We start from the raw sequence: 26,422 nt of genomic DNA on the forward strand, positions 1-26,422 counted from the left end.
GCCCCGATTCATCAAAACCCCCGCCGGATCTTGGCCTTCAGATCCGCATGAAAGAAGTCAGCATTGTCCCTGTCGGCGCAGCTTCCGCGCCCCGGCGGCAACGTCATGGCGCGGGTGAACGTGCACTCATCGTGATAGGCCCGCACAAACAGGTCGATGTGCCTGCGCTCGCGCATTACCGGCCATTTGCCAAAGCACTCAGGCAGAGCGCCGCCGTTTCTTTGATAAAAGCTGACACGCCGACTGCTCATGACTGCAGCCCCCAGCAGCCAGGGTGTCCACCAGTCTGCGGCGGCCCATTCGGACAAAAGCCCAATCCAGTGGGTTGCATCGCTCATGTATCGACAGAAGCTGCAATACAGATCTTCGCGGGTCTGCCCTTGGCAGTCGAACAGGACCAGCTGCGCGGGAATGCTTTCGAGCAGCAAGCGTTCATTGAGGATAAAGGCGTCAAGCCGCTCTTCGTGGCGGTAAGTGATTAAAACCGGCATCGCGGTTGCCCTCCCTGATAGGAAGTCATGACCATCAGGGAAAGCTGCAGGCGGGGCAATAGATGACGGCAAAACCGGAATAGCCCTACGCGCCCCGGTAATATTTCCTACGAATCAGTAGCTGTCTTCCGGCAGGCTGGCAATGATCGAGCGGTAGCTGTTCATGCGCTGCTGCTTGATACGGCCGTCTTCCAGTGCCGTGAGCAGCGCGCAGCCTGGCTCGCGATCATGCTTGCAGTCGCGAAAGCGGCAGGTGCCGAACAGGTCGCGGAACTCGATGAAGCCATCTTCCACATCGTCGCGGCTGACATGGCCAAGGCCGAACTCCCGGATGCCTGGCGAGTCGATCAGGTCGCCGCCATTGGGGAAGTGGTAAAGGCGCGCGGTGGTGGTGGTGTGGGTGCCTTGGCCCGACCATTCGGACAGGTCACCGACCCGGGTGTCGGCAGCAGGCAGCAGGCTGTTGACCAGAGAAGACTTGCCCACACCCGACTGGCCGACGAACACGCTGATATGGCCGTCCAGCATTTGCTGCAGGCGCTGCATGCCGTCGCCATGGTGGGCGGAAACCTCCAGCAGCGGGTAGCCGAGGTCGCGGTACACCTCGAGCAAGGCATGCAGGGCCGGGCCGTTCTCGTCGTTGATCAGGTCGGCTTTGTTCAGCAGCAGCAGTGGGCGGATACCCGCGTGCTCGGCAGCGACCAGGTAACGGTCGATCAGGTTCGGGTGCGGTTCGGGCGCTGGCGCGAAGACGATCACGATGAGGTCGACGTTGGCGGCAACCGGCTTGAGCTGACCGTGGTTGTTCGGCCGGCACAGCTCGGTGCTGCGCGGCATCTGCGCGACGATTACGCCAATGCCCTGGTTGCCGGCACGCCAGACCACGCGGTCACCGGTGACCAGCGCCGGCAGGTTTGCGCGCAGGTGGCAGCGGAATACCTGGCCTGCAGACTCGCCGTCCTTGGCCTCCACCTCGACCTGCACGCCAAAGTGAGCGATCACCAGGCCCAGTTGCTCCGGCCCCAGGTCGCCCCCTTCAAGCTCCTGCAGCGCATGCTGCTCGCGTTTGGCAGCGCGAGCGGCGCGTTCGTTCTGGATCTTTTCGATACGCCAGTTTTGGCGGCGATTGAGCTGGCGTTTGGCCATTAGTGTTCCGTGCGAGTTGCGTGAGAGAGCCGTGGTGGGGCATTGAAAACGGCAGGCAGTTTAGCACGACGGGCGGCGGACCATTCTGGTTACCTTTGCGCCGGGAATGCGCGGGGCTATGCCGCTAGGCTAATATGACGGCCTATACGAGGAGCCCTTCATGCAGAACCCACAGAACCTGATCTGGATCGATCTGGAAATGACCGGCCTGGATCCGGACAACGACGTCATCATCGAGATGGCCACCATCGTCACCGACAGCGAGCTGAACACGCTGGCCGAAGGGCCGGTGATCGCCATCCACCACAGTGACGAAGTGCTGGCGCGCATGGACGAGTGGAATACCCGCACCCATGGCGGCTCGGGGCTGACCCAGCGTGTACGCGAAAGCAAGGTCGGCATGGCCGAGGCCGAAGCGCAGACCATCGCCTTCCTGGAACAATGGGTTCCCAAAGGCAAGTCGCCGATCTGTGGCAACAGCATCTGCCAGGATCGCCGCTTTCTCTATCGCCATATGCGCAGCCTGGAAAACTACTTCCACTACCGCAACCTCGATGTCTCCACCGTGAAGGAGCTGGCTGCGCGCTGGGCACCGGACGTGCGGGACAGCTTCAAGAAGGGCAGCACCCACCTGGCGCTGGACGATATCCGCGAGTCGATTGCCGAACTGCGCCACTACCGCACGCACTTCATCAAGGTGTGAGTCGAAAAAGGGCGCATAGAATGTGCGCGCGCCCTCTTTTGGTGCCTTGGGCAACTGGTTAGACTGCGCGCCTTTCCCGCACGGACCCGCGCCATGTTGTTGATGCTCTACCTTATTGCCATCACCGCCGAAGCCATGACCGGCGCCCTGTCTGCCGGGCGGCGTGGCATGGACTGGTTTGGCGTGGTACTGATCGCCTGTGTGACTGCCCTGGGTGGTGGCTCGGTGCGTGATGTGCTGCTCGGGCACTACCCACTGACTTGGGTGAAGCATCCGGAATACCTGGTGCTGACCAGCTTTGCCGCGCTGCTGACGATTTTCATCGCACCGATGATGCGCCGCCTGCGGTCACTGTTCCTGGTGCTGGATGCCTTGGGGCTGGTGGCCTTTACCCTGATTGGCTGCATGACTGCGCTGGAGATGGGGCAGGGCATGCTGGTGGCGTCGATCAGCGGGGTCATTACAGGGGTGTTCGGTGGGATCCTTCGGGATATTTTCTGTAACGACATCCCACTGGTGTTCCGGCGTGAACTGTATGCCAGCGTGTCTTTTGCCGCGGCGTGGTTTTACCTGGGCTGTGTGTATTTCAAGGTGCCGGCAGAGCAGGCCATGCTGCTGACCTTGTTTGGTGGGTTCCTGGTTCGGCTATTGGCGATCCGCTTCCATTGGGAAATGCCGAAGTTTCACTACAACGACCAGCAGTGAAACCTCAGGGGCTGCTTGGCGGCCCCGGCTATGTAATGCCATGCCGCGCCAGCGCCCACTCCACATGCTCACGCACCAGCTCCGACGGGTCTTCCCGGCGCGCCTTCAAGGCTTCCAGCACCGGAATCGTCGACGGCGCATTGCCCAGGCCCACCGCCAGGTTGCGTAGCCAGCGCTCATACCCGGCGCGCCGCAAAGGCCCGCCCTCGGTCTTGCGTAGAAAAGTCTTTTCATCCCACAGGAACATCTCGGCCAGCTCGGCATTCTCCAGGCCATGCCTGGGCTTGAAGTCGTTTTCCTGGGTTGGACGTGCAAAACGATTCCACGGGCAGACGATCTGGCAGTCATCGCAACCGAACACCCGATTGCCCATCATCGAGCGCAATTCCACGGGGATGGCGCCCTTCAACTCGATGGTCAGGTAAGAAATGCAGCGCCTGGCATCCAGCACATAGGGCCCGACAAAGGCCTTGGTCGGGCAGATGTCCAGGCACGCCTGGCAGCGTCCGCAATGCTCGCTGGCATGCGCCTCGTCTACCGGCAGTGGCAGGTCGACGAACAGTTCGGCCAGGAAGAAATAGCTGCCGGCCTTGCGATTGAGCAGCAGCGTGTTCTTGCCGATCCAGCCTAGCCCCGCCTGTTCGGCAATGGCCTTTTCCAGCACCGGGGCACTGTCGACGAACGCCCGGTAACCGAACGGACCGATGTCTTCCTGGATGCGATCGGCCAGGTGCTGCACGCGTTTGCGCACCAGCTTGTGGTAATCGCGGCCAAGGGCATAGCGCGATACGTAGGCTTTTTCCGCCTGGGCCAGGCGTTGAGCCATCTGTGTATCGCCGGGCAAGTAGTCCATACGCAGCGAAACCACCCTCACGGTGCCAGGGATCAACTGGTCGGGGTGGGCGCGTTTGCCATCGTGGGCGGCCAGGTATTCCATTTCGCCCTGGTAGCCGGCGTCGAGCCAGCGCTGCAGGTGCTGTTCGTGCTCGCCAAGGTCCACACCGGCGATGCCGACGTGGGCAAAACCGAGTTCTCGGCCCCAATTTTTGATCGATTGGGCCAGGGCGGCGAGGTCAAGTGTGCAAGCGGACATGGATGGGCAAGGCAATACGGGCTCAGGTGCGTATAATTCTGCCAGACATTGGAGCCTTTGACCCCATGCCGCAGACCAAACACCCAAGCCATGCCCCGCTCCTGCTAAGCAGCGTGACCGTCACGCGCCTGCCCGCCAGGCATCCGCACGCCCATAAAGGTGACTTCGGCCACGTGCTGGTGGTGGGTGGCGACCTCGGTACCGGTGGCGCAGTGCTGCTGAGCGCCGAAGCCGCGCTACGCTGCGGCGCCGGGCTGGTCAGCGTGGCGACTCGCCCCGATCACGTGGCCGCAAGCCTTGCCCGCTTGCCCGAAACCATGTGCCTGGGGGTCGATTCGGCCAACCAGCTGATGGGGGTATTGGAGCGCGCTTCGGTGCTGGTGGTCGGCCCGGGCCTGGGCCAGGCCGCCTGGGGGCGCAGCCTGCTGTCGGCTGTTGCCAATGCCGAGCGGCCGCAAGTGTGGGATGCCGATGCACTCAACCTGCTGGCGCGCACGCCCCTGGCATTACCCAGTGGCAGTATCCTCACTCCGCACCCGGGGGAGGCCGCGCGGCTGCTGGGCATTTCCACCGAGGCGGTACAGGCCGACCGGCCGGGCGCTGCTCGCAAGCTGGCGCGCCGCTATGCCAGTGTCTGCGTGCTCAAGGGCGCCGGTACGTTGGTGGCGGACCCGTCGGGGCAGTTGGCGCTGTGCCAGCGCGGGCATCCGGCAATGGCAGGGGCAGGCTTGGGTGACGTGCTCACCGGTGTACTGGCGGCGTTATTGGCTCAAGGGCTGGACGCCTGGCAGGCCGCGAGTCTTGGAGTGTGGTTGCACGCGTGTGCCGGCGAGCGGTTGGGTGTGAAAGGTAGAGGCCTGGCGGCCAGTGATCTGGCGCCGGTCATTCGTGAGTTGTTGGAGGAGCATTCTGCGTGTCTGGCATAACCCTGTTTCTGGCCGATGAAGAGGCTACGGTCAAATTCGGTGCATCACTGGCCGAGGTGACCGGCGGTCGCGGCATCATCTTTCTCGAGGGCGACCTGGGCGCGGGCAAGACTACGCTGTCCCGTGGCCTTATTCGCGGCTTGGGCCATACTGGTGCAGTGAAAAGCCCGACCTTCACCGTGGTTGAACCCTACGAGATCGGTGAGGTGCGCGCCTACCATTTCGACCTGTATCGCCTGGTCGATCCGGAGGAACTGGAGTTCATGGGCATTCGCGACTATTTCGAGGGAGATCCGCTGTGTCTGTTCGAGTGGCCAGAAAAGGGTGCGGGCGTTTTGCCAAAGCCTGACCTGACCATTACCATAAGCCCCCAAGCGGGCGGACGCTCGCTGATCCTTGCGCCGCAGGGGGCTCGCGGCGAGGCCTGGTGCATTGCGCTGGCCAAACACTATAAACAGTAAGTGGGGTAGGTATGCGCATACGCGCACTGGTCGCTGTCGTTGGTCTGCTGCTGACAGCGGTGACTGTTGACGCTCTGGCCGTCACTCAAGTCAAGAGCATGCGCCTGTGGCGCGCGCCGGACAACACGCGGCTGGTCTTCGACCTGTCTGGCCCCGTGCAGCATAGCGTCTTCACCCTCAGCGCACCGGATCGCCTGGTAATCGATATCAACGGGGCGACCCTGGCCGCGCCACTGAACGTGTCCACCTCGAATACACCCATCAGCAACGTGCGCTCGGCGCAGCGTACGGCGACTGACCTGCGGGTGGTGGTCGACCTGAAAAAGTCGGTCACGCCCAAGAGTTTCACCCTGGCGCCCAATGCTCAATACGGCAACCGCCTGGTGGTCGACCTCTATGACCAGGAAGCCGATGCCATCGCCGCCACGGCGCCTGCTGCACCGCCAACGCCTGTGCGAACCCCGGCGACCACGCCGGCGGTGCCGGTAAGCCCGGCCCAGCCGGCGATCAAGCTGCCGCCTGTGCCCAGCGGCAAGCGCGACATCGTGGTCGCCATCGACGCCGGTCATGGCGGGGAGGACCCGGGTGCTTCGGGATCGCGTGGCCAGCATGAGAAAGACATCGTGCTGCAGATCGCCAAGGAACTGCAGCGCCAGATCAATACCGAGAAGGGCTACCGTGCTGAACTGACCCGCACTGGTGACTACTTCATTCCGCTGCGTAAACGTACCGAGATTGCCCGCAAGAAAGGCGCCGACCTGTTCATCTCGATCCACGCCGACGCTGCACCGTCGCGGGCCGCTTTTGGCGCCTCGGTGTTCGCCCTGTCGGACCGTGGCGCCACGTCCGAGACCGCCCGCTGGCTCGCCGATGCGGAAAACCGCTCCGACCTGATCGGTGGCGCTGGTAACGTCAGCCTCGACGACAAAGACCGCATGCTTGCAGGCGTGCTGCTCGACCTGTCGATGACCGCGACGCTCAGTTCCAGCCTCAACGTCGGGCAAAAAGTGCTGGGCAACATGGGGCGCATCACCTCGCTGCACAAGCAGCGTGTCGAGCAAGCAGGTTTCATGGTGCTGAAGTCGCCGGACATTCCGTCGATCCTGGTCGAAACCGGGTTCATCTCCAACAACAACGAAGCCGCCAAGCTGGCCACGCGCAGCCATCAGCAGGCACTGGCCCGCTCGATCCATACCGGTGTGCGCCAGTACTTCCAGCAGAACCCGCCGCCTGGTACCTACATCGCCTGGATGCGCGACAGCGGCAAGATCGCGCAGGGGCCACGTGAGCACACGGTACGTCCGGGCGAGACCCTGGCGATGCTTGCCGTGCGCTACCAGGTCAGCGTGGCTAGCCTGCGCAACACCAACAGCCTCAAGAGCGATGAGCTGAAGGTCGGCCAGCACCTCAATATTCCCTCAACGACCCTGGCCTCGCAGCAATGAGTGGGGGGTCGCGCATCCAGCTGCTCAGCCCGCGGCTGGCCAACCAGATTGCCGCCGGTGAGGTGGTCGAACGCCCGGCTTCGGTGGCCAAGGAGTTGCTGGAGAACAGTCTGGATTCCGGTGCCCGACGCATCGATGTCGAAGTGGAGCAGGGCGGCGTCAAGTTGTTGCGGGTACGTGACGACGGCAGCGGTATTTCCGCTGACGACCTGCCATTGGCTCTGGCCCGGCACGCCACCAGCAAGATCCGTGAGCTGGAAGACCTCGAAGGTGTGCTGAGCCTGGGCTTTCGTGGCGAGGCCCTGGCCTCCATCAGCTCGGTGGCGCGCCTGACCCTGACGTCGCGCACCGCCAGTGCTAGCGAAGCCTGGCAGGTCGAGACCGAAGGTCGCGACATGACTCCGCGTGTGCAGCCTGCCGCACACCCCGTCGGCACCTCGGTGGAAGTGCGTGACCTGTTCTTCAATACCCCGGCCCGTCGCAAGTTTCTCAAGGCCGAAAAGACCGAATTCGATCACCTGCAGGAAGTCATCCGGCGCCTGGCCCTGGCCCGCTTCGATGTGGCCTTCCACCTGCGGCACAACGGCAAGAGCATCCTCAGCCTGCACGAGGCTCATGACGAAACGGCCCGTGCGCGGCGGGTCGGCGCCATTTGTGGCGGGGGCTTCATGGAGCAGGCGCTGCCGATCGATGTCGAGCGTAACGGCCTGCGCCTGTGGGGCTGGGTCGGCCTGCCGACTTTCTCGCGCAGCCAGGCAGACCTTCAGTACTTCTTCGTCAACGGCCGTGCGGTGCGCGACAAGCTGGTAGCCCATGCGGTGCGCCAGGCTTACCGTGATGTGCTGTTCAATGGCCGTCACCCCACGTTCGTGCTGTTCCTTGAGCTTGAGCCCAACGGCGTCGACGTCAACGTGCACCCGACCAAGCACGAAGTGCGTTTCCGTGAGGGGCGTTCGGTTCACGATTTTCTCTACGGCACGCTGCACCGTGCCTTGGCCGACGTGCGCCCGGAAGACCATCTGGCGTCGGCGCCTGCCGCCGCTGCCGAGGTCGTCCGCCCGACGGGGCAACAGGCGGGCGAATTCGGCCCGCAAGGCGAGATGCGCCTGGCCTCGCCGGTGCTCGAACAGCCCCAGGTGGCCCAGCATTCGATTTCCAACGGCGGCAGTGGCGCAGGTTACCAGTACCAGTACACCCCCCGGCCATCACAGCCGTTGCCCGCTGCCGAGGCCCAGGCGGTCTACCGCGAGTTCTACAAGCCGCTGAACGATGACGCTGCCGGGCCTGCGACATTGCCGCAGAGCCAGGGCGACATCCCGCCCTTGGGGTACGCTCTGGCCCAGCTCAAAGGCATCTACATTCTCGCCGAGAATGCTGCCGGCCTGGTGCTGGTCGACATGCATGCAGCCCACGAGCGGATCATGTATGAACGGCTCAAGGTGGCGATGGCCAGCGAGGGCCTGAGTGGCCAGCCGCTGCTGGTGCCCGAGTCACTGGCGCTGAGCCAGCGCGAGGCCGATTGCGCCGAGGAGCATGCCCAGTGGTTCCAGCGCCTGGGCTTTGAGTTGCAGCGCCTGGGCCCCGAGACGCTGGCGATCCGCCAGATTCCTGCCCTGCTCAAGCAGGCCGAGGCCAACCGCCTGGTCCAGGACGTGCTTGCCGACCTTATGGAGTACGGCACCAGCGATCGCATTCAGGCGCACCTCAACGAACTGCTCGGTACCATGGCCTGTCACGGCGCCGTACGTGCCAACCGGCGCCTGGCGATTCCTGAAATGAACGCCCTGTTGCGCGACATGGAAAACACCGAGCGTAGCGGCCAGTGCAACCATGGCCGACCGACCTGGACCCAGATGGGCCTGGACGACCTGGACAAACTTTTCCTGCGCGGTCGATGACATGAGCGGCAAGCCCCCAGCAATATTCCTCATGGGCCCGACGGCGGCCGGCAAGACCGACCTTGCCATCGAGCTGACCAAGGTCCTGCCCTGCGAGCTGATCAGCGTCGACTCGGCCCTCGTCTACCGCGGCATGGACATCGGCAGCGCCAAGCCCTCCAAGGAGGTATTGGCTGCCCATCCACATCGTCTTATCGATATTCGCGACCCTGCCGAGAGCTACTCGGCTGCGCAGTTTCGCACCGATGCCCTTCAGGCCATGGCCGAAATCACCGCGCGCGGCAAAGTCCCGCTGCTGGTCGGTGGCACCATGCTCTACTACAAGGCATTGATCGATGGCCTGGCGGACATGCCGCCGGCCGACGCTGCGGTGCGTGCCGAGCTCGAGGCCCGGGCGCAGGCGCTGGGTTTGGCCGAGTTGCACCGCCAGCTCGCCGAAGTGGACCCGGAGTCGGCCGCACGCATCCACCCCAACGACCCGCAGCGCCTGATCCGTGCGTTGGAGGTCTATCATGTGAGTGGCGAGAGCATGACAGCCCATCGCCAGCGTCAATTCGCGGAAAGTAGCGGCGCAGACGCAGGCGCTGGCGGGCATTTGCCCTATACTGTCGCGAGTTTGGCGATTGCTCCTACAGATCGTCACATTCTGCATCAGCGAATTGCGTTACGATTTTCGCAGATGCTGGAACAGGGCTTCGTCGACGAGGTCCGATCGCTGCGAGCCAGAAGTGACTTGCACGCCGGGCTGCCGTCTATACGGGCAGTGGGATATCGGCAGGTCTGGGACTACCTCGACGGCAAGCTGACTGAGAATGAGATGCGCGAACGCGGTATCATTGCTACTCGCCAGCTGGCCAAGCGTCAGTTCACCTGGTTGCGCGGTTGGTCCGACGTGCACTGGCTCGACAGCCTGGCCTGCGACAATCTGTCCCGCACCTTGAAATACCTTGGGGCCATCTCCATATTGAGCTGAGTCCCTGCTGATTGCCGTCTATTCTTCCGAAGGGGCGGCCTAACTTATCGATTTTTTTGATTTTCTACTATTTATCCTTACAGGAGTGCGGCATATGTCAAAAGGGCATTCGCTACAAGACCCTTACTTGAACACCTTGAGAAAAGAAAAGGTCCCGGTTTCGATCTATCTGGTCAACGGGATCAAGCTGCAGGGCTCGATCGAATCGTTCGACCAGTTCGTGGTGCTGCTGAAGAACACCGTCAGCCAGATGGTCTACAAGCACGCGATTTCGACCGTGGTTCCAGCCCGTCCGGTTCGCCTGCCAAGCCCGTCCGATTCCGAACACGGCGACAGCGAACCAGGCAACGCCTGATAGGAGCCTGCATTGTTCTTTGAGCGCCACGGTGGTGGTGAGCGGGCGCTGCTCGTTCACTTGGAAGGTCAGAACCCTGAGGCGCGCGAAGACCCGCAGGAGTTTCAGGAACTGGCATTGTCGGCCGGAGCCGACATCGTCTCGCTGGTCACAGTGGCAAGGCATCAGCCTACCGCCAAATACCTGATTGGCAGCGGCAAGGTCGAGGAATTGCGCGACCTGGTCAAAGCCGAACAGGTTGACCTGGTGATTTTCAATCACACCCTCACGCCCAGTCAGGAGCGCAACCTCGAACGAGTCTTCGAGTGTCGCGTGCTTGATCGTACCGGGCTGATTCTCGACATCTTCGCCCAACGGGCGCGTACCCATGAAGGCAAGCTGCAGGTCGAACTGGCCCAGCTCGAGCACATGAGCACGCGGCTGGTGCGCGGCTGGACCCACCTCGAGCGTCAGAAGGGTGGTATCGGTATGCGCGGCCCGGGTGAAACCCAGCTGGAAACCGACCGGCGCCTGTTGCGGGTGCGCCTGCGGCAGATCAAGTCGCGCCTGGAAAAGGTTCGCAGCCAGCGTGAGCAGGCTCGCCGGGGTCGTCGCCGCGCGGATATCCCGTCGGTATCGCTGGTGGGTTACACCAACGCTGGCAAGTCCACGTTGTTCAACGCGCTGACTGAATCCGACGTGTACGCCGCCGACCAATTGTTCGCCACCCTCGACCCGACCCTGCGCCGGCTCCAGCTCGACGACCTTGGGCCTATCGTGCTGGCTGACACCGTGGGCTTCATTCGCCACCTTCCGCACAAGCTGGTCGAGGCATTTCGGGCTACGCTCGAAGAGTCGAGCAACTCCGACCTGCTGCTGCATGTGATCGACGCCCATGAGCCTGAGCGCATGGAGCAGATCGAGCAGGTGCTGGCAGTATTGGGCGAGATCGGTGCCGAAGGCTTGCCGATCCTCGAGGTCTATAACAAACTCGACCTGCTTGAAGATGTCGAGCCGCAGATCCAGCGCAATGCCGATGGCAAGCCGGAGCGGGTCTGGGTATCGGCTCGAGATGGCCGTGGCCTGGAGTTGGTTGGTCAGGCCATTGCCGAGTTGCTGGGGGATGATCTTTTTGTCGGTACCCTGTGCCTGGAGCAGCGTTTTGCCCGCTTGCGCGCGCAATTCTTTGACTTGGGTGCGGTGCAGAGTGAGGAGCATGACGAAGAAGGGCGCAGCCTGCTGAGTGTGCGATTGCCCAGGGTCGAGTTGAATCGCCTGGTCAGCCGCGAAGGCATGGAGCCGCAAGTGTTTGTCGAGCAACACACTTTGCAATAAATGCCCGCCGAGGTCGTCGGGCAGCAGTGGCAGGCATTCTGTAGCATTGGACGGCGCGCCGTGGGCGCGTCTTTGCTTTATCAGATGGAGAGCGCTATGGCTTGGAACGAGCCGGGTGGCAACTCGAACAATCAGGATCCCTGGGGCGGCCGCCGCGGTGGTGGTGGCGGTGGTGGCGATAAAAAAGGCCCGCCGGATCTGGACGAGGCCTTCCGCAAACTGCAGGACAGCCTTAACGGCATGTTCGGCAGCGGCAAGAAACGTGGCGGCGGTGACCGCAATGTCGGCAAGGGCGGTGGCTACGGCCTGCTGGGCATCGGCCTGGCGGTACTGGCTGCCATCTGGCTGTACAGCGCCGTGTACGTGGTCGACGAGCAGGAGCAGGCCGTTGTGCTGCGCTTCGGCAAGTACTATGAAACGGTCGGTCCCGGCCTGAACATCTACTTCCCGCCGATCGATCGCAAGTACATGGAAAACGTCACGCGCGAGCGTGCCTATACCAAGCAGGGCCAGATGCTCACCGAAGACGAGAACATCGTCGAGGTGCCACTGACCGTCCAGTACAAGATCACCAACCTGCAGGACTTCGTGCTCAACGTCGACCAGCCCGAGGTCAGCCTGCAGCATGCCACCGAAAGCGCCCTGCGCCACGTGGTGGGTTCCACCTCGATGGACCAGGTGTTGACCGAGGGTCGTGAACAGATGGCCGTGGATATCCGCGAACGCCTGCAGCGCTTCCTCGACAACTACCGTACCGGTATCACGGTTACCCAGGTCAACGTACAGAGCGCGGCAGCCCCGCGTGAAGTGCAGGAAGCCTTCGACGACGTGATCCGTGCCCGCGAAGACGAGCAGCGTGCCCGTAACCAGGCCGAATCCTACGCCAATGGCGTGGTGCCGGAAGCCCGTGGTCAGGCCCAGCGCATCATCGAGGACGCCAACGGTTACCGCGACGAAGTCATCGCCCGCGCCAAGGGTGAGGCGGACCGCTTCACCAAGCTGCTCGCCGAGTACCGTAAGGCACCGGACGTGACCCGTCAGCGTCTGTATCTGGAGACCATGCAAAAGGTTTACAGCAATACCAGCAAGGTCATGGTGGCAACCAAGGACGGGCAGAACAACCTGCTCTACCTGCCGCTGGACAAGATGGTCGAAGGCGGCCGCAACACGTCCGCGCCGGCTGCCAGTGTGTCGCCGTCGGCCAATGATGCTGCCGCACGTGCGGCGCAGGACCTGCAACAGCAACAGCAGCAGATGCGCACTAGGGAGAGCCGCTGATGAGCAATAAATCGCTGATCGCCCTGATCGCAGCTGTGGTGCTGGCCGTCGTGGCCTGGAACAGCTTCTACATCGTGGCCCAGACCGAACGTGCGGTACTGCTGCAATTCGGCCGTGTGGTCCAGGCGGATGTCCAGCCTGGCCTGCATGTGAAGATTCCTTATGTGAACCAGGTGCGCAGGTTCGACGCCCGCCTGATGACCCTCGACGCCCCGACCCAGCGGTTCCTGACCCTGGAGAAAAAAGCGGTGATGGTCGACGCCTACGCCAAGTGGCGCGTTCAGGATGCCGAGCGTTTCTATACCGCGACTTCCGGCCTCAAGCAGATCGCCGATGAACGTCTGTCTCGTCGCCTGGAAAGCGGCCTGCGTGACCAGTTCGGTAAGCGTACCCTGCACGAAGTGGTTTCCGGTGAACGTGACGCGCTGATGGCTGACATCACGGCATCACTGAATCGCATGGCCAGTAAGGAGCTGGGTATCGAGGTGGTGGATGTGCGCGTCAAGGCCATCGACCTGCCGAAGGAAGTCAACCGCAGTGTGTTCGACCGTATGAGCACCGAGCGTGAGCGCGAAGCCCGCGAGCATCGTGCCAAGGGTAACGAGCTGGCAGAGGGTATCCGTGCGGATGCCGACCGTCAGCGCCGCGTACTGCTGGCCGAAGCCTATCGTGAAGCGGAAGAAACCCGCGGTGATGGTGATGCCCAGTCGGCCGCCATCTATGCCAAGGCTTACACCCAGGACGCTGAGTTCTATGCGTTCTACCGTAGCCTTCAGGCATACCGCGAGAGCTTCTCCAGCAAGAGCGATGTCCTGGTCCTGGATCCGAAGAACGAGTTCTTCCGCTTCCTGGACAAGAGCAGGCCCTGATGCTCTGATCGGGAAATGCCCCGCCTGGCAGCTAAAACACCAGGCGGGGTGCATCCTGATTAAAAAGGGGTGTATGATGAGGCAGCCGGGAAATTTCCCGGCTTTTTTGCGTCTGCAAGGTTGATTGGCAAAGCGCCAGTTGACGGTTTGGTCAGTTCGCAAGGCAATTCGAGGGTATTGGGTACGGTGGCGGCGCTGGGATCAGTGCTGCCTGCTGCTGTGCGCCAATGCCTGCTTCACTGACGGCTCGCCTGCAGGCAAGCCGCCCGGACCAGAGGGGAAATGGCGTAATGGCAACGGTAGACCGCTGGCTACTGCCAGATGGCATCGAGGAAGTACTGCCACCTGAGGCTGCGCGTATCGAGATCGCGCGTCGTCAGGTGTTGGACCTGTTCCAGAGTTGGGGCTACGAACTGGTCGTCACCCCGCATATCGAGTACCTGGAGTCGCTGCTAACCGGCGCCGGCCAGGACCTGGATCAGCGTACCTTCAAGGTGGTGGACCCGCAGTCCGGTCGCCTGATGGGCTTCCGTGCCGACTTTACCCCGCAGGTGGCGCGCATCGACGCCCACACCTTGCGCCGCGAAGGCCCGAGCCGCCTGTGCTATGCCGGCAGTGTGCTGCACGCCCAGCCGCGTGCGCTGTCCACTTCGCGCAGCCCGATCCAGCTGGGTGCCGAGCTGTACGGCGATGCCAGCCCTACCAGTGATGTCGAAGTCATCAGCCTGATGCTCGCCACGCTGCAGCTGACCGACGTCGCGGATGTGCACATGGACCTCGGCCATGTCGGCATCTACCGTGGCCTGGCGCGCGCCGCCGGTTTGTCCGGCGCAGTCGAACAGCAGCTGTTCGATGCCCTGCAGCGCAAGTCGGTCGATGAAGTGCAGGCACTGACTGCCGACTTGCCGAAGGACCTGGGCAACATGCTGCGCGCTCTGGTCGAGCTGTGCGGTGGCCGCGAAGTGCTGGCCGAAGCGCGTGTGCGCCTGGGTCGTGCCCCGGCCAGCGTGCTGGCGGCGCTTGACGACCTGTTGGCGATCGCTGATCGCCTGGCGTCGCGCTATCCGGAGCTGCCGCTGTACTTCGACCTTGGCGAGTTGCGTGGTTACAACTACCACACAGGTGTGGTGTTCGCCGTGTTCGTGCCTGGTGAAGGCCAATCGATCGCCCAGGGCGGGCGCTACGACGACATCGGCGCCGATTTCGGTCGGGCACGCCCGGCTACCGGTTTCTCCACGGATTTGAAGACCCTGGTCACACTGGGGCGAGCGGAGGTCGTATTGCCAGCTGGCGGCATCTGGATGCCCGACAGTGGTGACGCGGCCCTCTGGCAGCAGGTCTGCCAGTTGCGCAACGAGGGCCAGCGTGTGGTCCAGGCTCTGCCTGGCCAGCCGTTGAGTGCTGCTCTCGAGGCGGATTGTGATCGGCAATTGATTCAGCAAGACGGGCGCTGGCAGGTTCTGCCGCTGACCCATTGAGTTTCTGCGTCGGCAGTAGGCCGGCAACCAAGTTTGCGTGAATGAGGACCAATGTAATGGGTAAGAATGTCGTCGTCCTGGGCACCCAGTGGGGTGATGAGGGCAAAGGCAAGATCGTCGATCTGCTGACCGAACATGCTGCCGCCGTAGTGCGCTACCAGGGTGGCCACAACGCGGGCCACACGCTGGTGATCAACGGTGAAAAAACCGTTTTGCACCTGATCCCGTCCGGCATCCTGCGCGAAGGCGTGCAGTGCCTGATCGGCAACGGCGTGGTCGTTGCGCCCGATGCCCTGATGCGTGAAATCACCAAGCTGGAAGAGAAGGGCGTACCAGTGCGCGAGCGCCTGCGCATCAGCCCGGCTGCCCCACTGATCCTGTCGTACCACGTGGCCCTGGACCAGGCCCGCGAGAAAGCCCGTGGCGAAGCCAAGATCGGCACCACCGGCCGTGGTATCGGCCCAGCCTACGAAGACAAGGTTGCCCGTCGCGGCCTGCGCGTTGGCGACCTGTTCCACCGTGAGCGTTTCGCCGCCAAGCTGGGTGAGCTGCTGGATTATCACAACTTCCAGCTGGTGAACTACTACAAAGAGCCGGCCATCGACTTCCAGCAGACTCTGGACGAGTGCATGGCTTACGCCGAGCAGCTCAAGCCAATGATGCTCGATGTCACCGCCGAGCTGCACAACCTGCGTCGCGCTGGCAAGGACATCATGTTCGAAGGTGCCCAGGGCTCGCTGCTGGACATCGACCACGGTACCTACCCGTACGTCACCAGCTCCAACACCACTGCTGGCGGTATCTCCACCGGTTCTGGCGTTGGCCCGATGTACCTGGACTACATCCTCGGCATCACCAAGGCCTACACCACTCGCGTCGGTTCCGGTCCGTTCCCGACCGAACTGTTCGACGAGACGGGCGCCACCCTGGCCAAGCGTGGCCACGAGTTCGGTTCGACCACCGGCCGTGCCCGTCGTTGCGGTTGGTTCGATGCCGTCATTCTGCGTCGCGCCATCGACGTCAACAGCATCTCGGGCATCTGCCTGACCAAGCTGGATGTACTGGACGGCCTGGAAACCATCAACATCTGTGTCGGCTACAAGAACGAGAACGGCGCGGTCATCGACGCACCGTCCGACGCTGACAGCTACATCGGCCTGGAGCCGGTGTATGAAGAGATGCCAGGCTGGAGCGAGTCGACCCTGGGTGCCAAGACCCTGGAAGAGCTGCCAGCGGCTGCCCGCGCTTACATCAAGCGCATCGAGGAGCTGACCGGCGCACCGATCGATATCATCTCCACCGGCCCGGACCGCAACGAGACCATCGTGCTGCGTCATCCGTTCGCCTGATCTGCCACCTGGCTGATCTGACGCCGCGCTCTTGAAAGGGAGCGCGGCGTTTTTGCATCTGCTCAATGCTGACAATGGCACTGCTTAACCTTGGCGTTTATCCCTGCTGTGTCCGGCACAACCCTTGCTGTAAGAAGTTTCTGTAGATGCCATCAAAATAGTGGCGCCAGAAAGCACGAGGGTTTCACCGTGTCTGCCATCCTCTCACTGTTACGAAGCCGCCTCTTGCGGCCTGTGTTTGTTGCCCTTGGTATCGCTCTTTTGGTGCAGGTAGTGGTTGCCGTTGCGCTGACCCGAAGCACTGTCACCGCCCTTGAGGCCGACCTGGGCGAGCGCCTGGGCAGCGATAGCCGTAAGCTCGCCAGCGACCTTGAACAAGCTGGGCAGAACGTACGCGCCGGTCTGGACAGCCTCTCCAGCAGTACACGACAGCGCCTTAGCGCCGGGCTGTCCGAGCGGCTGCAAAGCGAGCAGCAGCAACTGCGCACCACGCTGGAAAAGAACCTCAAGGACTCGGCCAACGACATGGCCCAACTGCTGGCATCGGTCGCCCCGCGGGCTATCTGGGACAACGACGTACCAGTGCTGTCCGATTTCGCACGTCGGGCCCAGCGCAACCCCAACGTACTGTTCGTGATCTATGACGACGCCCAGGGTCAGCACTTGACCCGCTACCTGAACCGGCAGAACCCGATCAACCAGGCCTTGATGGAAAAGGGCCAGGGTGAACGGGCATTGGACAAGGTACTGGATGCCGCTCGCCGCGACCCTTCGGTGTATTTCGTCGAGGCCTCGATCAGCCCCAACGGCGCGGAAATCGGCAAGGTGCTGATGGGGGTATCCACTGCCGGTGTCGATCAGGAACTCAAAGCCTTGGACCAGCGCTTCGCTGCCTTGATCACCAGCGGTGAACAACTGGTGGGCGACAGCCTCGGTGCTGCCGCAGCTGACAGTGGCAAGGCCTTGCGCGAGCGCCTGGAAACCGCACAGGGCAGTGCTACAGCGATGCAGGCCAATACCGCACAAACCGTGCGCGACGCTGCGGCAGAGCTGCGTTGGCGCATCGGGCTGGGCCTTGTGGTGGTGGGGGTTGGCGTGTTGCTGGTAGTGGCCCTGGTGCTAGGTCGCCGCGTGCTCAGCAAGCTGCGCCTGCTGATTACTGCGCTCAACGATTTGGCTGCAGGCGAAGGTGACCTGACCAAGCGCGTCAACCTCGACAGTCGCGACGAGATAGGCGACATGGCCTCGGCGGTCAATCGCTTCGTCGACAAGTTGCAGCCCATTGTCCGCGAGGCGGGCGAGGTGGCACAGCGTACAGGGATCGAGATCGGCAGCATGACGCAGCGCAACGCAGGCGCCGATGCTGCCGCAGCGCTGCAACGCGACGAAGTGGCCGCCAGCTTGCGCGATCTGTCGAGCATGGCTGATGAGGCTCAGGCTGAAAGCCAGGCCATGCAGGCGGCGCTGCAGCAGGTGGTTGATATCCGCCAGGCGACCGATGAGAACAGCCGCGCTTCGACGCAACTTGCCGGCATGATCGAGAACCTGGCAGGTCAGGTCGAAACCGGCTCGCAGGTAATCGAGCGGCTGGCCAAGCAGAGCGAGCAGATCGAAGTGGTGCTGACCGTGATCCACGGTATCGCCGAGCAGACCAACCTGCTGGCGCTCAACGCAGCCATTGAAGCCGCAAGAGCCGGTGAGACCGGGCGCGGGTTTGCGGTGGTGGCCGATGAGGTGAGGGCATTGGCGAGCAAGACGCAAAGCTCTACCGGCGACATCCAGGCGCATATCGCGGCGCTGCAGAAGGGCGCCAAGGAGGCCGTGACAACCATCGGCCAGGCCGGCTTGAAGGCCAGCGAAGGCCTGCGAGTGCTGCGCGATAACGAGCGCCGGCAGCAGTCGGTGCAGGCGGCTGTGGAGCAGGTGCATGCGGCCATCGGCCTGGCGACTCGGGCGGCGGAACAGCAGGCACATGGCGCTCAGGCGGTGCGTGGGCGGGTCGAGAATATTCATGCCCAGGCAGAGCGTTCGGCAGAAGTGGTGATGCAGACCACAGCAAGCAGCAAGGTGCTGGATGACTTGGCGGCGCAGCTGCGGGCGAGCCTGGGGCAGTTCAGGGCTTGAGTCGAGGTGGGTTCGGGTTGTTCGCCTTTGGGTTTTCTGCGCCTGTGGGACCGAACGTCGCCCGCGCGGCGCTCGGTCTGCTAGGCGCTAGAGATGTCGAGGCGAGCACCTGCTCGCCCTGATACGCTCTCCACATGACTCACTAAACATCTTCCACCCCGATCAAGCGCCCTTATCGTCAAATTTGACAGGTTCTCACGCCTTGTTCAGATACATCCGCGTAGTCAGCAAATACACCGGCAACCCCGAAACCACAATCAACAACGCCGCATAAGGGGCCGCTGCCGCGAACTCGACGTTTGCAGTATGCGCCCAGACCTCAGTGGCCAGGGTAGTCATGCCGGTCGGGCTGAGTAGCAGGGTAGCGGTCAGCTCCTTCATGGCATCAAGGAACACCAAGGCGAACGCAGCTGCCAGCGCCGGGAAAATGATCGGCAGGGTTACCCGGCAGAACGCCGCGAAACTGCTGGCACCCAGGGTGCGGGCCGCTTCTTCCAGGGTTGGCGATGCCTTGTTCAACGCAGTGCGCACCGGGGCCTGCGCCAAAGGCAGGAACAACAGCGCATAGGCCAGCAACAGCAACGCAGTGGTCTGGTACAGCGCCGGCACGTAGTGCAGGGAAAACACTACCAGCGTCAGGGCGATCACCAGGCCGGGCAGGGCATGCAGCAGGTAGGGCAGACGCTCGGCCCAGAGCGCCAGGCGGCCTTTGTAGCGCACCACCAGGAAGCTTACCGGCAACGCCAGCAGCACGCAGAAGCCGGCGCCGCCCAGTGACACCGACAGGGAGGTCAGCAGCGCCTTAGAAATCTCCGCCACCGGGAACGCCGCCGAAGACCCCACGCTCAGCCAGTAACCGAGCATGGCCAGTGGAATACCGCTGCCCAGTATCGCCAGGCCCAGGCAGAACAGCTGCGCCAGCGGCGCCCAGCTACCCAGGCGTACCGGCTGCGCGCGGCGTGCCACGCCCTGACCGATGCGTACGTGGCGGGCCTTGCCGCGCACCTTCAGTTCCAGCCAGAGCATCACCAGGCACAGTGCCAGCAGTACCGCCGAGAGCATGGCGGCGTTGGCGTTGCTGAACTCCAGCTCGAACTGTTGGTAGATCGCCGTGGTGAAGGTCTGCAGGCCCAGGATCGACAACGCGCCAAACTCCACCAGCATGTGCAGGGCGATCAGCAATGCGCCGCCGAGCATCGACGGCCACAGCAGCGGCAGGGTGACCTTGGTGAAAACGCCCCAGCGGCTGCAGCCCAGCGTACGCGCCGACTCCTCAAGCGAAGTGTCGAGGTTGCGCAGGGTGGCGGCCACCGGCAGGAATATCAGCGGGTACTTGGACAGGGCCATGACCAGGATAGCTCCGCCCAGCCCCTCGAAGTCCGAGCTCAGCGACACCCAGGTAAAGCTGCTGACGAACGAAGGTACGGCGAATGGCAGGCATAGCACTACGCCCCACAGCCGACGGCCCGGCAGGTTGCTGCGTTCGAGCAGCCACGCCAGCGCCAGGCCAACCACCATGCACGCCAGCGTCACCCCGACCATCAGCATCAGGGTGTTGCGCATCAGGCCCCAGACGAACGGGCGCCAGAGCAGGTGCAAGGCTTCTCGCCAGCCGGCTTCCCAGGCTTTCATCGCGACGTACAGCAATGGCAGCAAGCTCATCGCCACCAGAAACAGTACAGGCAGCACCACCCAGATGGAGGGGCGCTTGCGGCGCGGTACGAAGCGTACCGGCACCGGCTCGGACAGGGCGGCGGTCATCAGAGCAGGCCGACCTCGCGTTCAAGCTCCAGCGCTTCCTCGGCATTGCCCAGGTCGGCCGGCGAGATTTTCGGCGGGCGCAGGTCTTCGAACGGCTTCAGGCCACGGTCGGAGACCATGCCTTTGTGCAGCGGGTATTCAGCGGTGGTCTGGGTGATCACACGCTGACCTTCTTCGCTGGCCATCCAGTTGAGCAGGGCCTGCGCTTCTTTCGGGTGCTTGCTGGCCTTGACCGCTGCGGCGCCGGAGATGGTCACCAGGCCACCGGCATCGCCGTCGGCCAGGTAATACAGCTTCGAATCGAGCTTGCCGCGCTCGCGCTCCAGGGCGTACCAGTAGTAGTTGTTCACCAGCACGGCGGCGACTTCGCCTTTTTCCACGGCCTTGAGTGCGACCATGTTGTTGGTGTAGGTCTTGCCGAAGGCTTTCAGGCCGGTCAGCCACTCTTCGGCAGCGTCACGCCCGTGCATCTTGAGGATGGCCACGGCCTGTTCCTGGAATGCACCGCTGGTCGGTACGAAACCGACCTTGCCGTCCCACTCGGGGTTGGCGAAATCCATTACCGATTGCGGCAAGTCTTTCTCGTCGATCTTCTTCGGGTTGAACACCACCACGCGGGTGCGGGCGGTCACGCCCATCCAGGAGCCGTTGGCGGCAACGTATTCCTTGGGCAGCATGTTCAGCGTGGCGTCATCGATCTTCGCCAGCAAGCCCAGTTCGCCCAGGTTGTTCAGTGGTGGCGATTCTTCGGTGTAGATGATGTCGGCCGGCGAGCGGTCGCCTTCCTCGATGATCTGGCTGGCCAGCTGATTGCTGCTGCCTTTGCGGATATTGATATGGATGCCGGTCTTGGCCTCGTAGGCCTTGGCGATGGCTTCGCCGATTTCCTTGTGTTGACCGTTGTACATGGTCAGAGTGACCGGGTCGTCTGCCATGGCGGCCGGAGCGCCCATCACCAGGCTAAGGACAGCGGCGGCCAGGGTGCGCATCAGCGGTTGCGGACGGATCGTCATGCGGGTACTTCCTCGCTTACGGCTACATATTTGGAAACAATGGTAAACGAAATCGTTTCTCAAGTGGCCGTGTGACGAGAAATTCATGGTTAGCCCATCGTCGGATGGCTGGCCATGCAGGGGAGGGTGACACAAAAATCGCAGGCAAGAAAAAACCCACTAGCAAGCTAGTGGGTTTTTTGAATGGTGCCCAGGAGAAGACTCGAACTTCCACGACCGTTAAGTCACTGATACCTGAAACCAGCGCGTCTACCAATTCCGCCACCTGGGCAAAGCTTTACATCGTCTGATGAAGGCGACTATCGTTCGCTTTCACACAGTAGTAACAGATCCTTGGTCATCTGTTACTTGAAATACTTGGTGCCCAGGAGAAGACTCGAACTTCCACGACCTTGCGGTCACTGATACCTGAAACCAGCGCGTCTACCAATTCCGCCACCTGGGCACACATTCGAGATAAAAAGATGCTTTACAGCGCCGTTCATCTCTACTACAACTTCGGGGTTGTCCGTCGTTGTGGTGCGCACTATACGGACGCTCCCAGGGGCTGTAAAGCCCTTGATCAAAAAAAATTTCAAAAAATTCAACTTGTTGATTCCACACGCCTATTGCCGCACTGCGGACATGCTGCTGGGGCTGTCCAAGCCCGACATTTCCGGTTTCAATAGGCCTATGCCAGAATTCATATCTATATACCCCAAGGTGAACCCCTTCTGATGGCCGATTGGCAATCCCTCGATCCCGAGGCCGCTCGCGAAGCGGAAAAATACGACAACCCTATCCCCAGCCGTGAGCTGATCCTGCAGCGCCTTGCCGACCGTGGCGAACCGGCCGCGCGCGAGGAGCTGGCGGCCGAGTTCGGTCTTTACGAAGAAGACCAGATCGAAGCTTTGCGCCGTCGTCTGCGCGCCATGGAGCGTGACGGCCAGCTTATCTATACCCGGCGCGGCACCTATGCCCCGGTAGACAAACTGGACCTGATCTGCGGCCGTATCTCCGGCCACCGCGACGGTTTCGGCTTCCTTATCCCTGACGATGGCAGCGACGACCTGTTCCTCAGCCCGTCGCAAATGCGCCTGGTATTCGATGGCGACCGTGCCTTGGCGCGTGTCTCGGGGCTCGACCGCCGTGGCCGCCGTGAAGGTGTGCTGGTAGAAGTCATTTCCCGCGGCCACGAAAGTGTGGTCGGCCGCTACTTCGAAGAAGGCGGCATCGGTTACGTGACGCCGGACAACCCGAAGATCCAGCAGGAAGTGCTGGTGACCGCGGGCCGTAACGGTGGCGCCAAGATCGGCCAGTTCGTCGAGATCAAGATCACCCACTGGCCAACCCCGCGGTTCCAGCCACAAGGCGATGTGGTCGAAGTGATCGGCAACTACATGGCGCCGGGCATGGAAATCGATGTTGCCCTGCGCAGCTATGACATCCCGCACGTCTGGCCCCAGGACGTGATCAAGGAAGCGCGCAAGTTCCGCTCCGATGTCGAAGAGAAGGACAAGGAAAAGCGTATCGACCTGCGCCACTTGCCCTTCGTCACCATCGACGGCGAAGATGCCCGCGACTTCGACGACGCTGTTTATTGTGAGCCGCTTGGCAAGCTGCGGCTGTTCTCTGGTGGCTGGCGCCTCTATGTGGCCATCGCCGACGTGTCCAGCTACGTGCGTCTGGGCTCTGCCCTGGATGTCGAGGCGCAGCAGCGTGGCAACTCGGTGTACTTCCCCGAGCGTGTTGTCCCGATGCTCCCCGAGGAGCTGTCCAACGGCCTGTGCTCGCTGAACCCGCACGTCGATCGCCTGGCCATGGTCTGCGAAATGACCATGAACAAGGCCGGCCAGATGGTCGACTACCAGTTCTACGAAGGGGTGATCCACTCCCATGCCCGCCTGACCTACAACAAGGTCAGCAGCATGCTCGAGCATGCCCGTACCCGCGAGGGCAAGGCGCTGCGCGAGGAGTACCAAGAGGTCCTGCCGGACCTGAAGAACCTGTACAACCTGTACAAGGTGCTGCTCGATGCCCGTCACGCCCGCGGCGCTATCGACTTCGAAACCCAGGAAACCCGCATCATCTTCGGTGAAGAGCGCAAGATCGCGGAAATCCGCCCGACCGTGCGCAACGATGCCCACAAGCTGATCGAGGAATGCATGCTGGCGGCCAACGTCGCCACGGCCGAGTTCCTCAACAAGCATGGCGTGCCGGCGCTGTACCGCGTGCACGATGGCCCGCCACCGGAGCGCCTTGAAAAGCTGCGTGCCTTCCTCGGCGAGCTGGGCCTTAGCCTGCACAAAGGCAAGGACCCTTCGCCCAAGGACTACCAGGCACTGCTTGCAAGCATTGCCGGGCGCCCGGACTTCCACCTGATCCAGACGGTGATGCTGCGTTCGCTGAGCCAGGCGGTGTACAGCACCGACAACAACGGCCACTTCGGTTTGAACTACGAGGCGTACACGCACTTTACCTCGCCGATCCGTCGTTACCCGGACCTGCTGGTGCACCGCGCCATCCGCAGCATCATCCGTTCCAAGGTCGATACTCCGCACGTCAAGCGTGCCGGCGCCATGAGCATTCCCAAAGCACGTATCTATCCGTACGACGTGAACACCCTCGACCAGCTCGGCGAGCAGTGCTCCATGACCGAGCGCCGCGCCGACGAAGCTACCCGCGATGTGGTCAACTGGCTCAAGTGCGAGTTCATGAAGGACCGTGTGGGCGAGACCTTCCCGGGTGTGATCACTGCGGTCACCGGTTTTGGGCTGTTTGTCGAGCTTACCGATATCTACGTCGAAGGCCTGGTGCATGTCAGTGCGCTGCCGGGTGACTACTACCACTTCGACCCCGTGCATCACCGCTTGTCGGGTGAGCGCACCGGGCGTAGCTTCCGTCTGGGCGACACCATCGAGGTCAAGGTCATGCGCGTTGACCTAGACGAGCGCAAGATCGACTTCGAGGTGTCCGATCAGCAGCTCGCTGCGCCGATAGGGCGCAAGGGCCGTGGCGCCGCACCGGCTGCAGAAAAGGCCGAGCAGCAGCCAGTGGTGGAGGCCAAGGCCACACCGAAACCGCGCAGCCGCAAGAGCGAGACCGCCGAGGCTTACTTCCCGAAAGATGCCGTGCAGCGTAATGCTGAAGTGCGCAAAAGTCGCGAAATGAAGAAGGCGCTGATGACCGACGCGCGCACTGGTGGCAACGCCGGCAGCAAGTCGGACAAAGGCGGCAAGCCCTCCGGCAAGCCCACCAAGCACCGTAAAGGCCCGCCGAAATCCGGCGCGCCACGCAAGAGCAAGAACAAGTCATGAGTCAGCTGGAAAAAATCTACGGTGTGCATGCCGTGCAGGCGCTGCTGCAGCACCATCCGAAGCGGGTCAAGCAGATCTGGCTGTCGGAAGGGCGCAGCGAGCCACGCATCCAGGCGTTGCTGGCGCTGGCCGCAGAAAACCGTGTGCAGGTTGGCCAGGCCGAGCGCCGTGAGCTCGATGCCTGGGTCGAGGGCGTGCACCAGGGCGTTGTTGCCGAGGTCAGCCCAAGCCAGGTGTGGGGCGAATTGATGCTCGAGGAGTTGCTCGAGCGCACCGAAACGCCACCGCTGATCCTGGTACTGGACGGCGTCACTGACCCGCACAACCTCGGCGCCTGCCTGCGCACCGCCGATGCTGCCGGGGCTACGGCAGTGGTGGTGCCCAAGGATAAATCGGCGACGCTGACACCGGTGGTGCGCAAGGTGGCCTGCGGCGCAGCGGAAGTGATTCCGCTGGTGGCGGTGACCAACCTGGCGCGTACCCTGGAGAAGCTTCAGCAGCGTGGCCTGTGGGTGGTGGGTACAGCCGGTGAGGCCGAGCAGGAGATCTATCAGCAGGACCTGACCGGCCCATTGGTGATGATCATGGGCGCGGAAGGCAAGGGCATGCGCCGGCTGACCCGTGAACACTGCGATTTCCTGGTCAAGTTGCCAATGTCGGGCAGCGTGAGCAGTCTGAACGTTTCAGTGGCTACGGGCGTCTGCCTGTTCGAGGCAGTGCGCCAGCGCCAGGCCAAGCGCTGATCTGTCGACACTGTAGCGGCCCTATCGCCGGTAAGCCGGCTCCCAAAAGCACCACGCCAGGTTCAATGGCTGTGGTGCTTCGCTGCAAGCCGGCGAGCTGGCGGTAGGGCTCGCCCAAGGTAAAGTGTTTCCGGCTGTTCAAATAATCGCCAATCACCTTGCTTGTGCGCACCGCCTTCTCTACAATTGCGCCCCTTGCCGAGCTGGCAGGCGCGCATGTGCCTCCCCTCCATGGCAAGACATACAGTGTCATTCACTCCTTGTCTGACCAGATACGCTGGCAGACTACTAACCCGTAAGGAGCATTCATGCGTCATTACGAAATCATCTTCCTGGTTCACCCGGACCAGAGCGAGCAAGTCGGCGGCATGGTTGAGCGTTACACCAAGCTGATCGAAGAAGATGGTGGCAAGATCCACCGCCTGGAAGACTGGGGCCGTCGTCAACTGGCCTACGCAATCAACAATGTTCACAAGGCTCACTACGTGATGCTGAACGTTGAGTGCACCGGCAAGGCCCTGGCCGAGCTGGAAGACAACTTCCGCTACAACGATGCCGTGATCCGTAACCTCGTCATCCGTCGCGACGAAGCCGTAACCGGTCAGTCCGAGATGCTGAAGGCCGAAGAGAACCGCAGCGAGCGCCGTGAGCGTCGTGAGCGTCCTGAGCATGCTGACTCCGCCGAAGGCGACGACAGCAATGACAGCGACTCCAGCGATAACGCTGACGAGTAATCCACGGACCTTTTGAGGAGCCTATTACATGGCACGTTTCTTCCGTCGTCGTAAATTCTGCCGCTTCACTGCTGAAGACGTGAAAGAGATCGACTTCAAAGATCTCAACACCCTGAAAGCTTACGTATCCGAAACCGGCAAAATCGTTCCAAGCCGTATCACCGGTACCAAAGCTCGTTATCAGCGTCAGCTGGCTACCGCTATCAAGCGCGCCCGCTTCCTGGCCCTGCTGCCCTACACCGACAGCCACGGCCGCTGAGACCGGGT

General features: G+C 62.4%; 23 protein-coding genes, 2 tRNA genes and 1 pseudogene. 19 read left to right on the forward strand and 7 right to left on the reverse strand.

Annotated elements, in window-relative coordinates; all coding sequences use genetic code 11:
• Positions 1-11: 11 nt before the first annotated feature.
• On the reverse strand, positions 12-491 hold the full coding sequence (locus tag NGJ21_RS16615) for a molecular chaperone Tir (protein ID WP_115273760.1): 480 nt from the start codon (positions 489-491) through the stop codon (positions 12-14).
• 114 nt (positions 492-605) lie between these two features.
• Entirely contained in the window at positions 606-1,637 is a 1,032-nt protein-coding gene (rsgA, locus tag NGJ21_RS16620) for a small ribosomal subunit biogenesis GTPase RsgA (protein ID WP_046788104.1), read from the reverse strand.
• 160 nt (positions 1,638-1,797) lie between these two features.
• On the opposite strand from rsgA, the gene orn reads away from it, so the two are divergent.
• Both orn and NGJ21_RS16630 read left to right on the forward strand, forming a co-directional pair.
• On the forward strand, positions 1,798-2,340 hold the full coding sequence (gene orn, locus NGJ21_RS16625; protein WP_046788103.1) for an oligoribonuclease: 543 nt from the start codon (positions 1,798-1,800) through the stop codon (positions 2,338-2,340).
• 93 nt (positions 2,341-2,433) lie between these two features.
• A complete protein-coding gene (locus tag NGJ21_RS16630) occupies positions 2,434-3,045 on the forward strand; it encodes a trimeric intracellular cation channel family protein (protein WP_003249516.1) in 612 nt (203 codons plus the stop codon).
• A gap of 28 nt (positions 3,046-3,073) precedes the next feature.
• Here the strand turns inward: NGJ21_RS16630 and queG are convergent, their stop codons facing one another.
• On the reverse strand, positions 3,074-4,138 hold the full coding sequence (queG, locus tag NGJ21_RS16635; RefSeq protein ID WP_115273761.1) for a tRNA epoxyqueuosine(34) reductase QueG: 1,065 nt from the start codon (positions 4,136-4,138) through the stop codon (positions 3,074-3,076).
• 65 nt (positions 4,139-4,203) lie between these two features.
• On the opposite strand from queG, the gene NGJ21_RS16640 reads away from it, so the two are divergent.
• The 13 genes and pseudogenes from NGJ21_RS16640 to NGJ21_RS26110 all read left to right on the forward strand — a co-directional run bounded on the left by NGJ21_RS16640 (position 4,204) and on the right by NGJ21_RS26110 (position 18,608).
• Positions 4,204-5,064, forward strand: a complete 861-nt coding sequence (locus NGJ21_RS16640; RefSeq protein ID WP_046788101.1) for an NAD(P)H-hydrate dehydratase — start codon at positions 4,204-4,206, stop codon at positions 5,062-5,064.
• Positions 5,061-5,525, forward strand: coding sequence for a tRNA (adenosine(37)-N6)-threonylcarbamoyltransferase complex ATPase subunit type 1 TsaE (gene tsaE, locus NGJ21_RS16645; RefSeq protein ID WP_371316839.1), 465 nt, complete (start codon positions 5,061-5,063; stop codon positions 5,523-5,525). Before NGJ21_RS16640 ends, tsaE begins: the two co-directional genes overlap by 4 nt.
• An 11-nt stretch (positions 5,526-5,536) precedes the next feature.
• Positions 5,537-6,970, forward strand: a complete 1,434-nt coding sequence (locus NGJ21_RS16650) for an N-acetylmuramoyl-L-alanine amidase (RefSeq protein ID WP_046788099.1) — start codon at positions 5,537-5,539, stop codon at positions 6,968-6,970.
• Positions 6,967-8,868, forward strand: coding sequence for a DNA mismatch repair endonuclease MutL (gene mutL, locus NGJ21_RS16655; RefSeq protein ID WP_251962412.1), 1,902 nt, complete (start codon positions 6,967-6,969; stop codon positions 8,866-8,868). The genes NGJ21_RS16650 and mutL overlap by 4 nt, the downstream gene beginning before the upstream one ends.
• A 1-nt stretch (position 8,869) precedes the next feature.
• Positions 8,870-9,841, forward strand: coding sequence for a tRNA (adenosine(37)-N6)-dimethylallyltransferase MiaA (gene miaA, locus NGJ21_RS16660; RefSeq protein WP_115273763.1), 972 nt, complete (start codon positions 8,870-8,872; stop codon positions 9,839-9,841).
• Between the two features lie 94 nt (positions 9,842-9,935).
• A complete protein-coding gene (gene hfq / locus NGJ21_RS16665) occupies positions 9,936-10,196 on the forward strand; it encodes an RNA chaperone Hfq (protein ID WP_003258160.1) in 261 nt (86 codons plus the stop codon).
• A 12-nt stretch (positions 10,197-10,208) separates the two neighbouring features.
• On the forward strand, positions 10,209-11,510 hold the full coding sequence (hflX, locus tag NGJ21_RS16670; protein WP_012316478.1) for a ribosome rescue GTPase HflX: 1,302 nt from the start codon (positions 10,209-10,211) through the stop codon (positions 11,508-11,510).
• Between the two features lie 96 nt (positions 11,511-11,606).
• Positions 11,607-12,788, forward strand: coding sequence for an FtsH protease activity modulator HflK (hflK, locus tag NGJ21_RS16675; protein WP_046788096.1), 1,182 nt, complete (start codon positions 11,607-11,609; stop codon positions 12,786-12,788).
• Positions 12,788-13,657 carry a protease modulator HflC gene (gene hflC / locus NGJ21_RS16680; protein WP_046788095.1) on the forward strand — a complete coding sequence of 290 codons (870 nt, stop codon included), beginning with the start codon at positions 12,788-12,790 and terminating at the stop codon, positions 13,655-13,657. Before hflK ends, hflC begins: the two co-directional genes overlap by 1 nt.
• A 290-nt stretch (positions 13,658-13,947) precedes the next feature.
• Positions 13,948-15,135: an ATP phosphoribosyltransferase regulatory subunit gene (locus tag NGJ21_RS16685; protein WP_012316475.1), complete on the forward strand. Its 1,188-nt coding sequence runs from the start codon at positions 13,948-13,950 to the stop codon at positions 15,133-15,135.
• 56 nt (positions 15,136-15,191) lie between these two features.
• Entirely contained in the window at positions 15,192-16,484 is a 1,293-nt protein-coding gene (locus tag NGJ21_RS16690) for an adenylosuccinate synthase (protein WP_012316474.1), read from the forward strand.
• 1,005 nt (positions 16,485-17,489) lie between these two features.
• Positions 17,490-17,702 (forward strand): annotated as a pseudogene (locus NGJ21_RS26105) (methyl-accepting chemotaxis protein); the annotation flags it as partial.
• Between the two features lie 201 nt (positions 17,703-17,903).
• Positions 17,904-18,608, forward strand: coding sequence for a methyl-accepting chemotaxis protein (locus NGJ21_RS26110; RefSeq protein ID WP_371316840.1), 705 nt, complete (start codon positions 17,904-17,906; stop codon positions 18,606-18,608).
• Between the two features lie 195 nt (positions 18,609-18,803).
• Here the strand turns inward: NGJ21_RS26110 and NGJ21_RS16700 are convergent, their stop codons facing one another.
• From NGJ21_RS16700 to NGJ21_RS16715, 4 genes are all read right to left on the reverse strand, one after another.
• Complete coding sequence (locus NGJ21_RS16700) at positions 18,804-20,369, reverse strand: ABC transporter permease (RefSeq protein WP_119687843.1); 1,566 nt, start codon at positions 20,367-20,369, stop codon at positions 18,804-18,806.
• Positions 20,369-21,382: an extracellular solute-binding protein gene (locus tag NGJ21_RS16705; protein ID WP_012316468.1), complete on the reverse strand. Its 1,014-nt coding sequence runs from the start codon at positions 21,380-21,382 to the stop codon at positions 20,369-20,371. The genes NGJ21_RS16700 and NGJ21_RS16705 overlap by 1 nt, the downstream gene beginning before the upstream one ends.
• A 184-nt stretch (positions 21,383-21,566) precedes the next feature.
• A tRNA-Leu gene (locus NGJ21_RS16710) sits at positions 21,567-21,653 on the reverse strand.
• An 87-nt stretch (positions 21,654-21,740) separates the two neighbouring features.
• A tRNA-Leu gene (locus tag NGJ21_RS16715) sits at positions 21,741-21,827 on the reverse strand.
• A 271-nt stretch (positions 21,828-22,098) separates the two neighbouring features.
• On the opposite strand from NGJ21_RS16715, the gene rnr reads away from it, so the two are divergent.
• From rnr to rpsR, 4 genes are all read left to right on the forward strand, one after another.
• Positions 22,099-24,678 (forward strand): ribonuclease R, encoded by a 2,580-nt coding sequence (rnr, locus tag NGJ21_RS16720; protein WP_115273767.1) that lies wholly within the window; start codon positions 22,099-22,101, stop codon positions 24,676-24,678.
• Positions 24,675-25,421: a 23S rRNA (guanosine(2251)-2'-O)-methyltransferase RlmB gene (rlmB, locus tag NGJ21_RS16725; RefSeq protein ID WP_012316466.1), complete on the forward strand. Its 747-nt coding sequence runs from the start codon at positions 24,675-24,677 to the stop codon at positions 25,419-25,421. The genes rnr and rlmB overlap by 4 nt, the downstream gene beginning before the upstream one ends.
• A gap of 308 nt (positions 25,422-25,729) precedes the next feature.
• Positions 25,730-26,155, forward strand: coding sequence for a 30S ribosomal protein S6 (rpsF, locus tag NGJ21_RS16730; protein WP_003249557.1), 426 nt, complete (start codon positions 25,730-25,732; stop codon positions 26,153-26,155).
• A gap of 28 nt (positions 26,156-26,183) precedes the next feature.
• On the forward strand, positions 26,184-26,414 hold the full coding sequence (rpsR, locus tag NGJ21_RS16735) for a 30S ribosomal protein S18 (RefSeq protein ID WP_003249563.1): 231 nt from the start codon (positions 26,184-26,186) through the stop codon (positions 26,412-26,414).
• Positions 26,415-26,422 lie beyond the last annotated feature (8 nt).

It is taken from the genome of Pseudomonas sp. Marseille-Q5299 (assembly GCF_943737035.1).
In the GTDB taxonomy this organism is placed as follows: Bacteria; Pseudomonadota; Gammaproteobacteria; order Pseudomonadales; family Pseudomonadaceae; genus Aquipseudomonas; species Aquipseudomonas putida_E.

Excerpts from the sequence above, each read along its gene's own strand:
- NGJ21_RS16615 (WP_115273760.1), bottom strand. The coding sequence starts at position 491 with ATGCCGGTTTTAATCACTTACCGCCACGAAGAGCGGCTTGACGCCTTT.
- rsgA (WP_046788104.1), bottom strand. The coding sequence starts at position 1,637 with ATGGCCAAACGCCAGCTCAATCGCCGCCAAAACTGGCGTATCGAAAAG.
- orn (WP_046788103.1), top strand. The coding sequence starts at position 1,798 with ATGCAGAACCCACAGAACCTGATCTGGATCGATCTGGAAATGACCGGC.
- NGJ21_RS16630 (WP_003249516.1), top strand. The coding sequence starts at position 2,434 with ATGTTGTTGATGCTCTACCTTATTGCCATCACCGCCGAAGCCATGACC.
- queG (WP_115273761.1), bottom strand. The coding sequence starts at position 4,138 with ATGTCCGCTTGCACACTTGACCTCGCCGCCCTGGCCCAATCGATCAAA.
- NGJ21_RS16640 (WP_046788101.1), top strand. The coding sequence starts at position 4,204 with ATGCCGCAGACCAAACACCCAAGCCATGCCCCGCTCCTGCTAAGCAGC.
- NGJ21_RS16650 (WP_046788099.1), top strand. The coding sequence starts at position 5,537 with ATGCGCATACGCGCACTGGTCGCTGTCGTTGGTCTGCTGCTGACAGCG.
- mutL (WP_251962412.1), top strand. The coding sequence starts at position 6,967 with ATGAGTGGGGGGTCGCGCATCCAGCTGCTCAGCCCGCGGCTGGCCAAC.
- miaA (WP_115273763.1), top strand. The coding sequence starts at position 8,870 with ATGAGCGGCAAGCCCCCAGCAATATTCCTCATGGGCCCGACGGCGGCC.
- hfq (WP_003258160.1), top strand. The coding sequence starts at position 9,936 with ATGTCAAAAGGGCATTCGCTACAAGACCCTTACTTGAACACCTTGAGA.
- hflK (WP_046788096.1), top strand. The coding sequence starts at position 11,607 with ATGGCTTGGAACGAGCCGGGTGGCAACTCGAACAATCAGGATCCCTGG.
- hflC (WP_046788095.1), top strand. The coding sequence starts at position 12,788 with ATGAGCAATAAATCGCTGATCGCCCTGATCGCAGCTGTGGTGCTGGCC.
- NGJ21_RS16685 (WP_012316475.1), top strand. The coding sequence starts at position 13,948 with ATGGCAACGGTAGACCGCTGGCTACTGCCAGATGGCATCGAGGAAGTA.
- NGJ21_RS16690 (WP_012316474.1), top strand. The coding sequence starts at position 15,192 with ATGGGTAAGAATGTCGTCGTCCTGGGCACCCAGTGGGGTGATGAGGGC.
- NGJ21_RS26110 (WP_371316840.1), top strand. The coding sequence starts at position 17,904 with ATGGCTGATGAGGCTCAGGCTGAAAGCCAGGCCATGCAGGCGGCGCTG.
- NGJ21_RS16700 (WP_119687843.1), bottom strand. The coding sequence starts at position 20,369 with ATGACCGCCGCCCTGTCCGAGCCGGTGCCGGTACGCTTCGTACCGCGC.
- NGJ21_RS16705 (WP_012316468.1), bottom strand. The coding sequence starts at position 21,382 with ATGACGATCCGTCCGCAACCGCTGATGCGCACCCTGGCCGCCGCTGTC.
- rnr (WP_115273767.1), top strand. The coding sequence starts at position 22,099 with ATGGCCGATTGGCAATCCCTCGATCCCGAGGCCGCTCGCGAAGCGGAA.
- rlmB (WP_012316466.1), top strand. The coding sequence starts at position 24,675 with ATGAGTCAGCTGGAAAAAATCTACGGTGTGCATGCCGTGCAGGCGCTG.
- rpsF (WP_003249557.1), top strand. The coding sequence starts at position 25,730 with ATGCGTCATTACGAAATCATCTTCCTGGTTCACCCGGACCAGAGCGAG.
- rpsR (WP_003249563.1), top strand. The coding sequence starts at position 26,184 with ATGGCACGTTTCTTCCGTCGTCGTAAATTCTGCCGCTTCACTGCTGAA.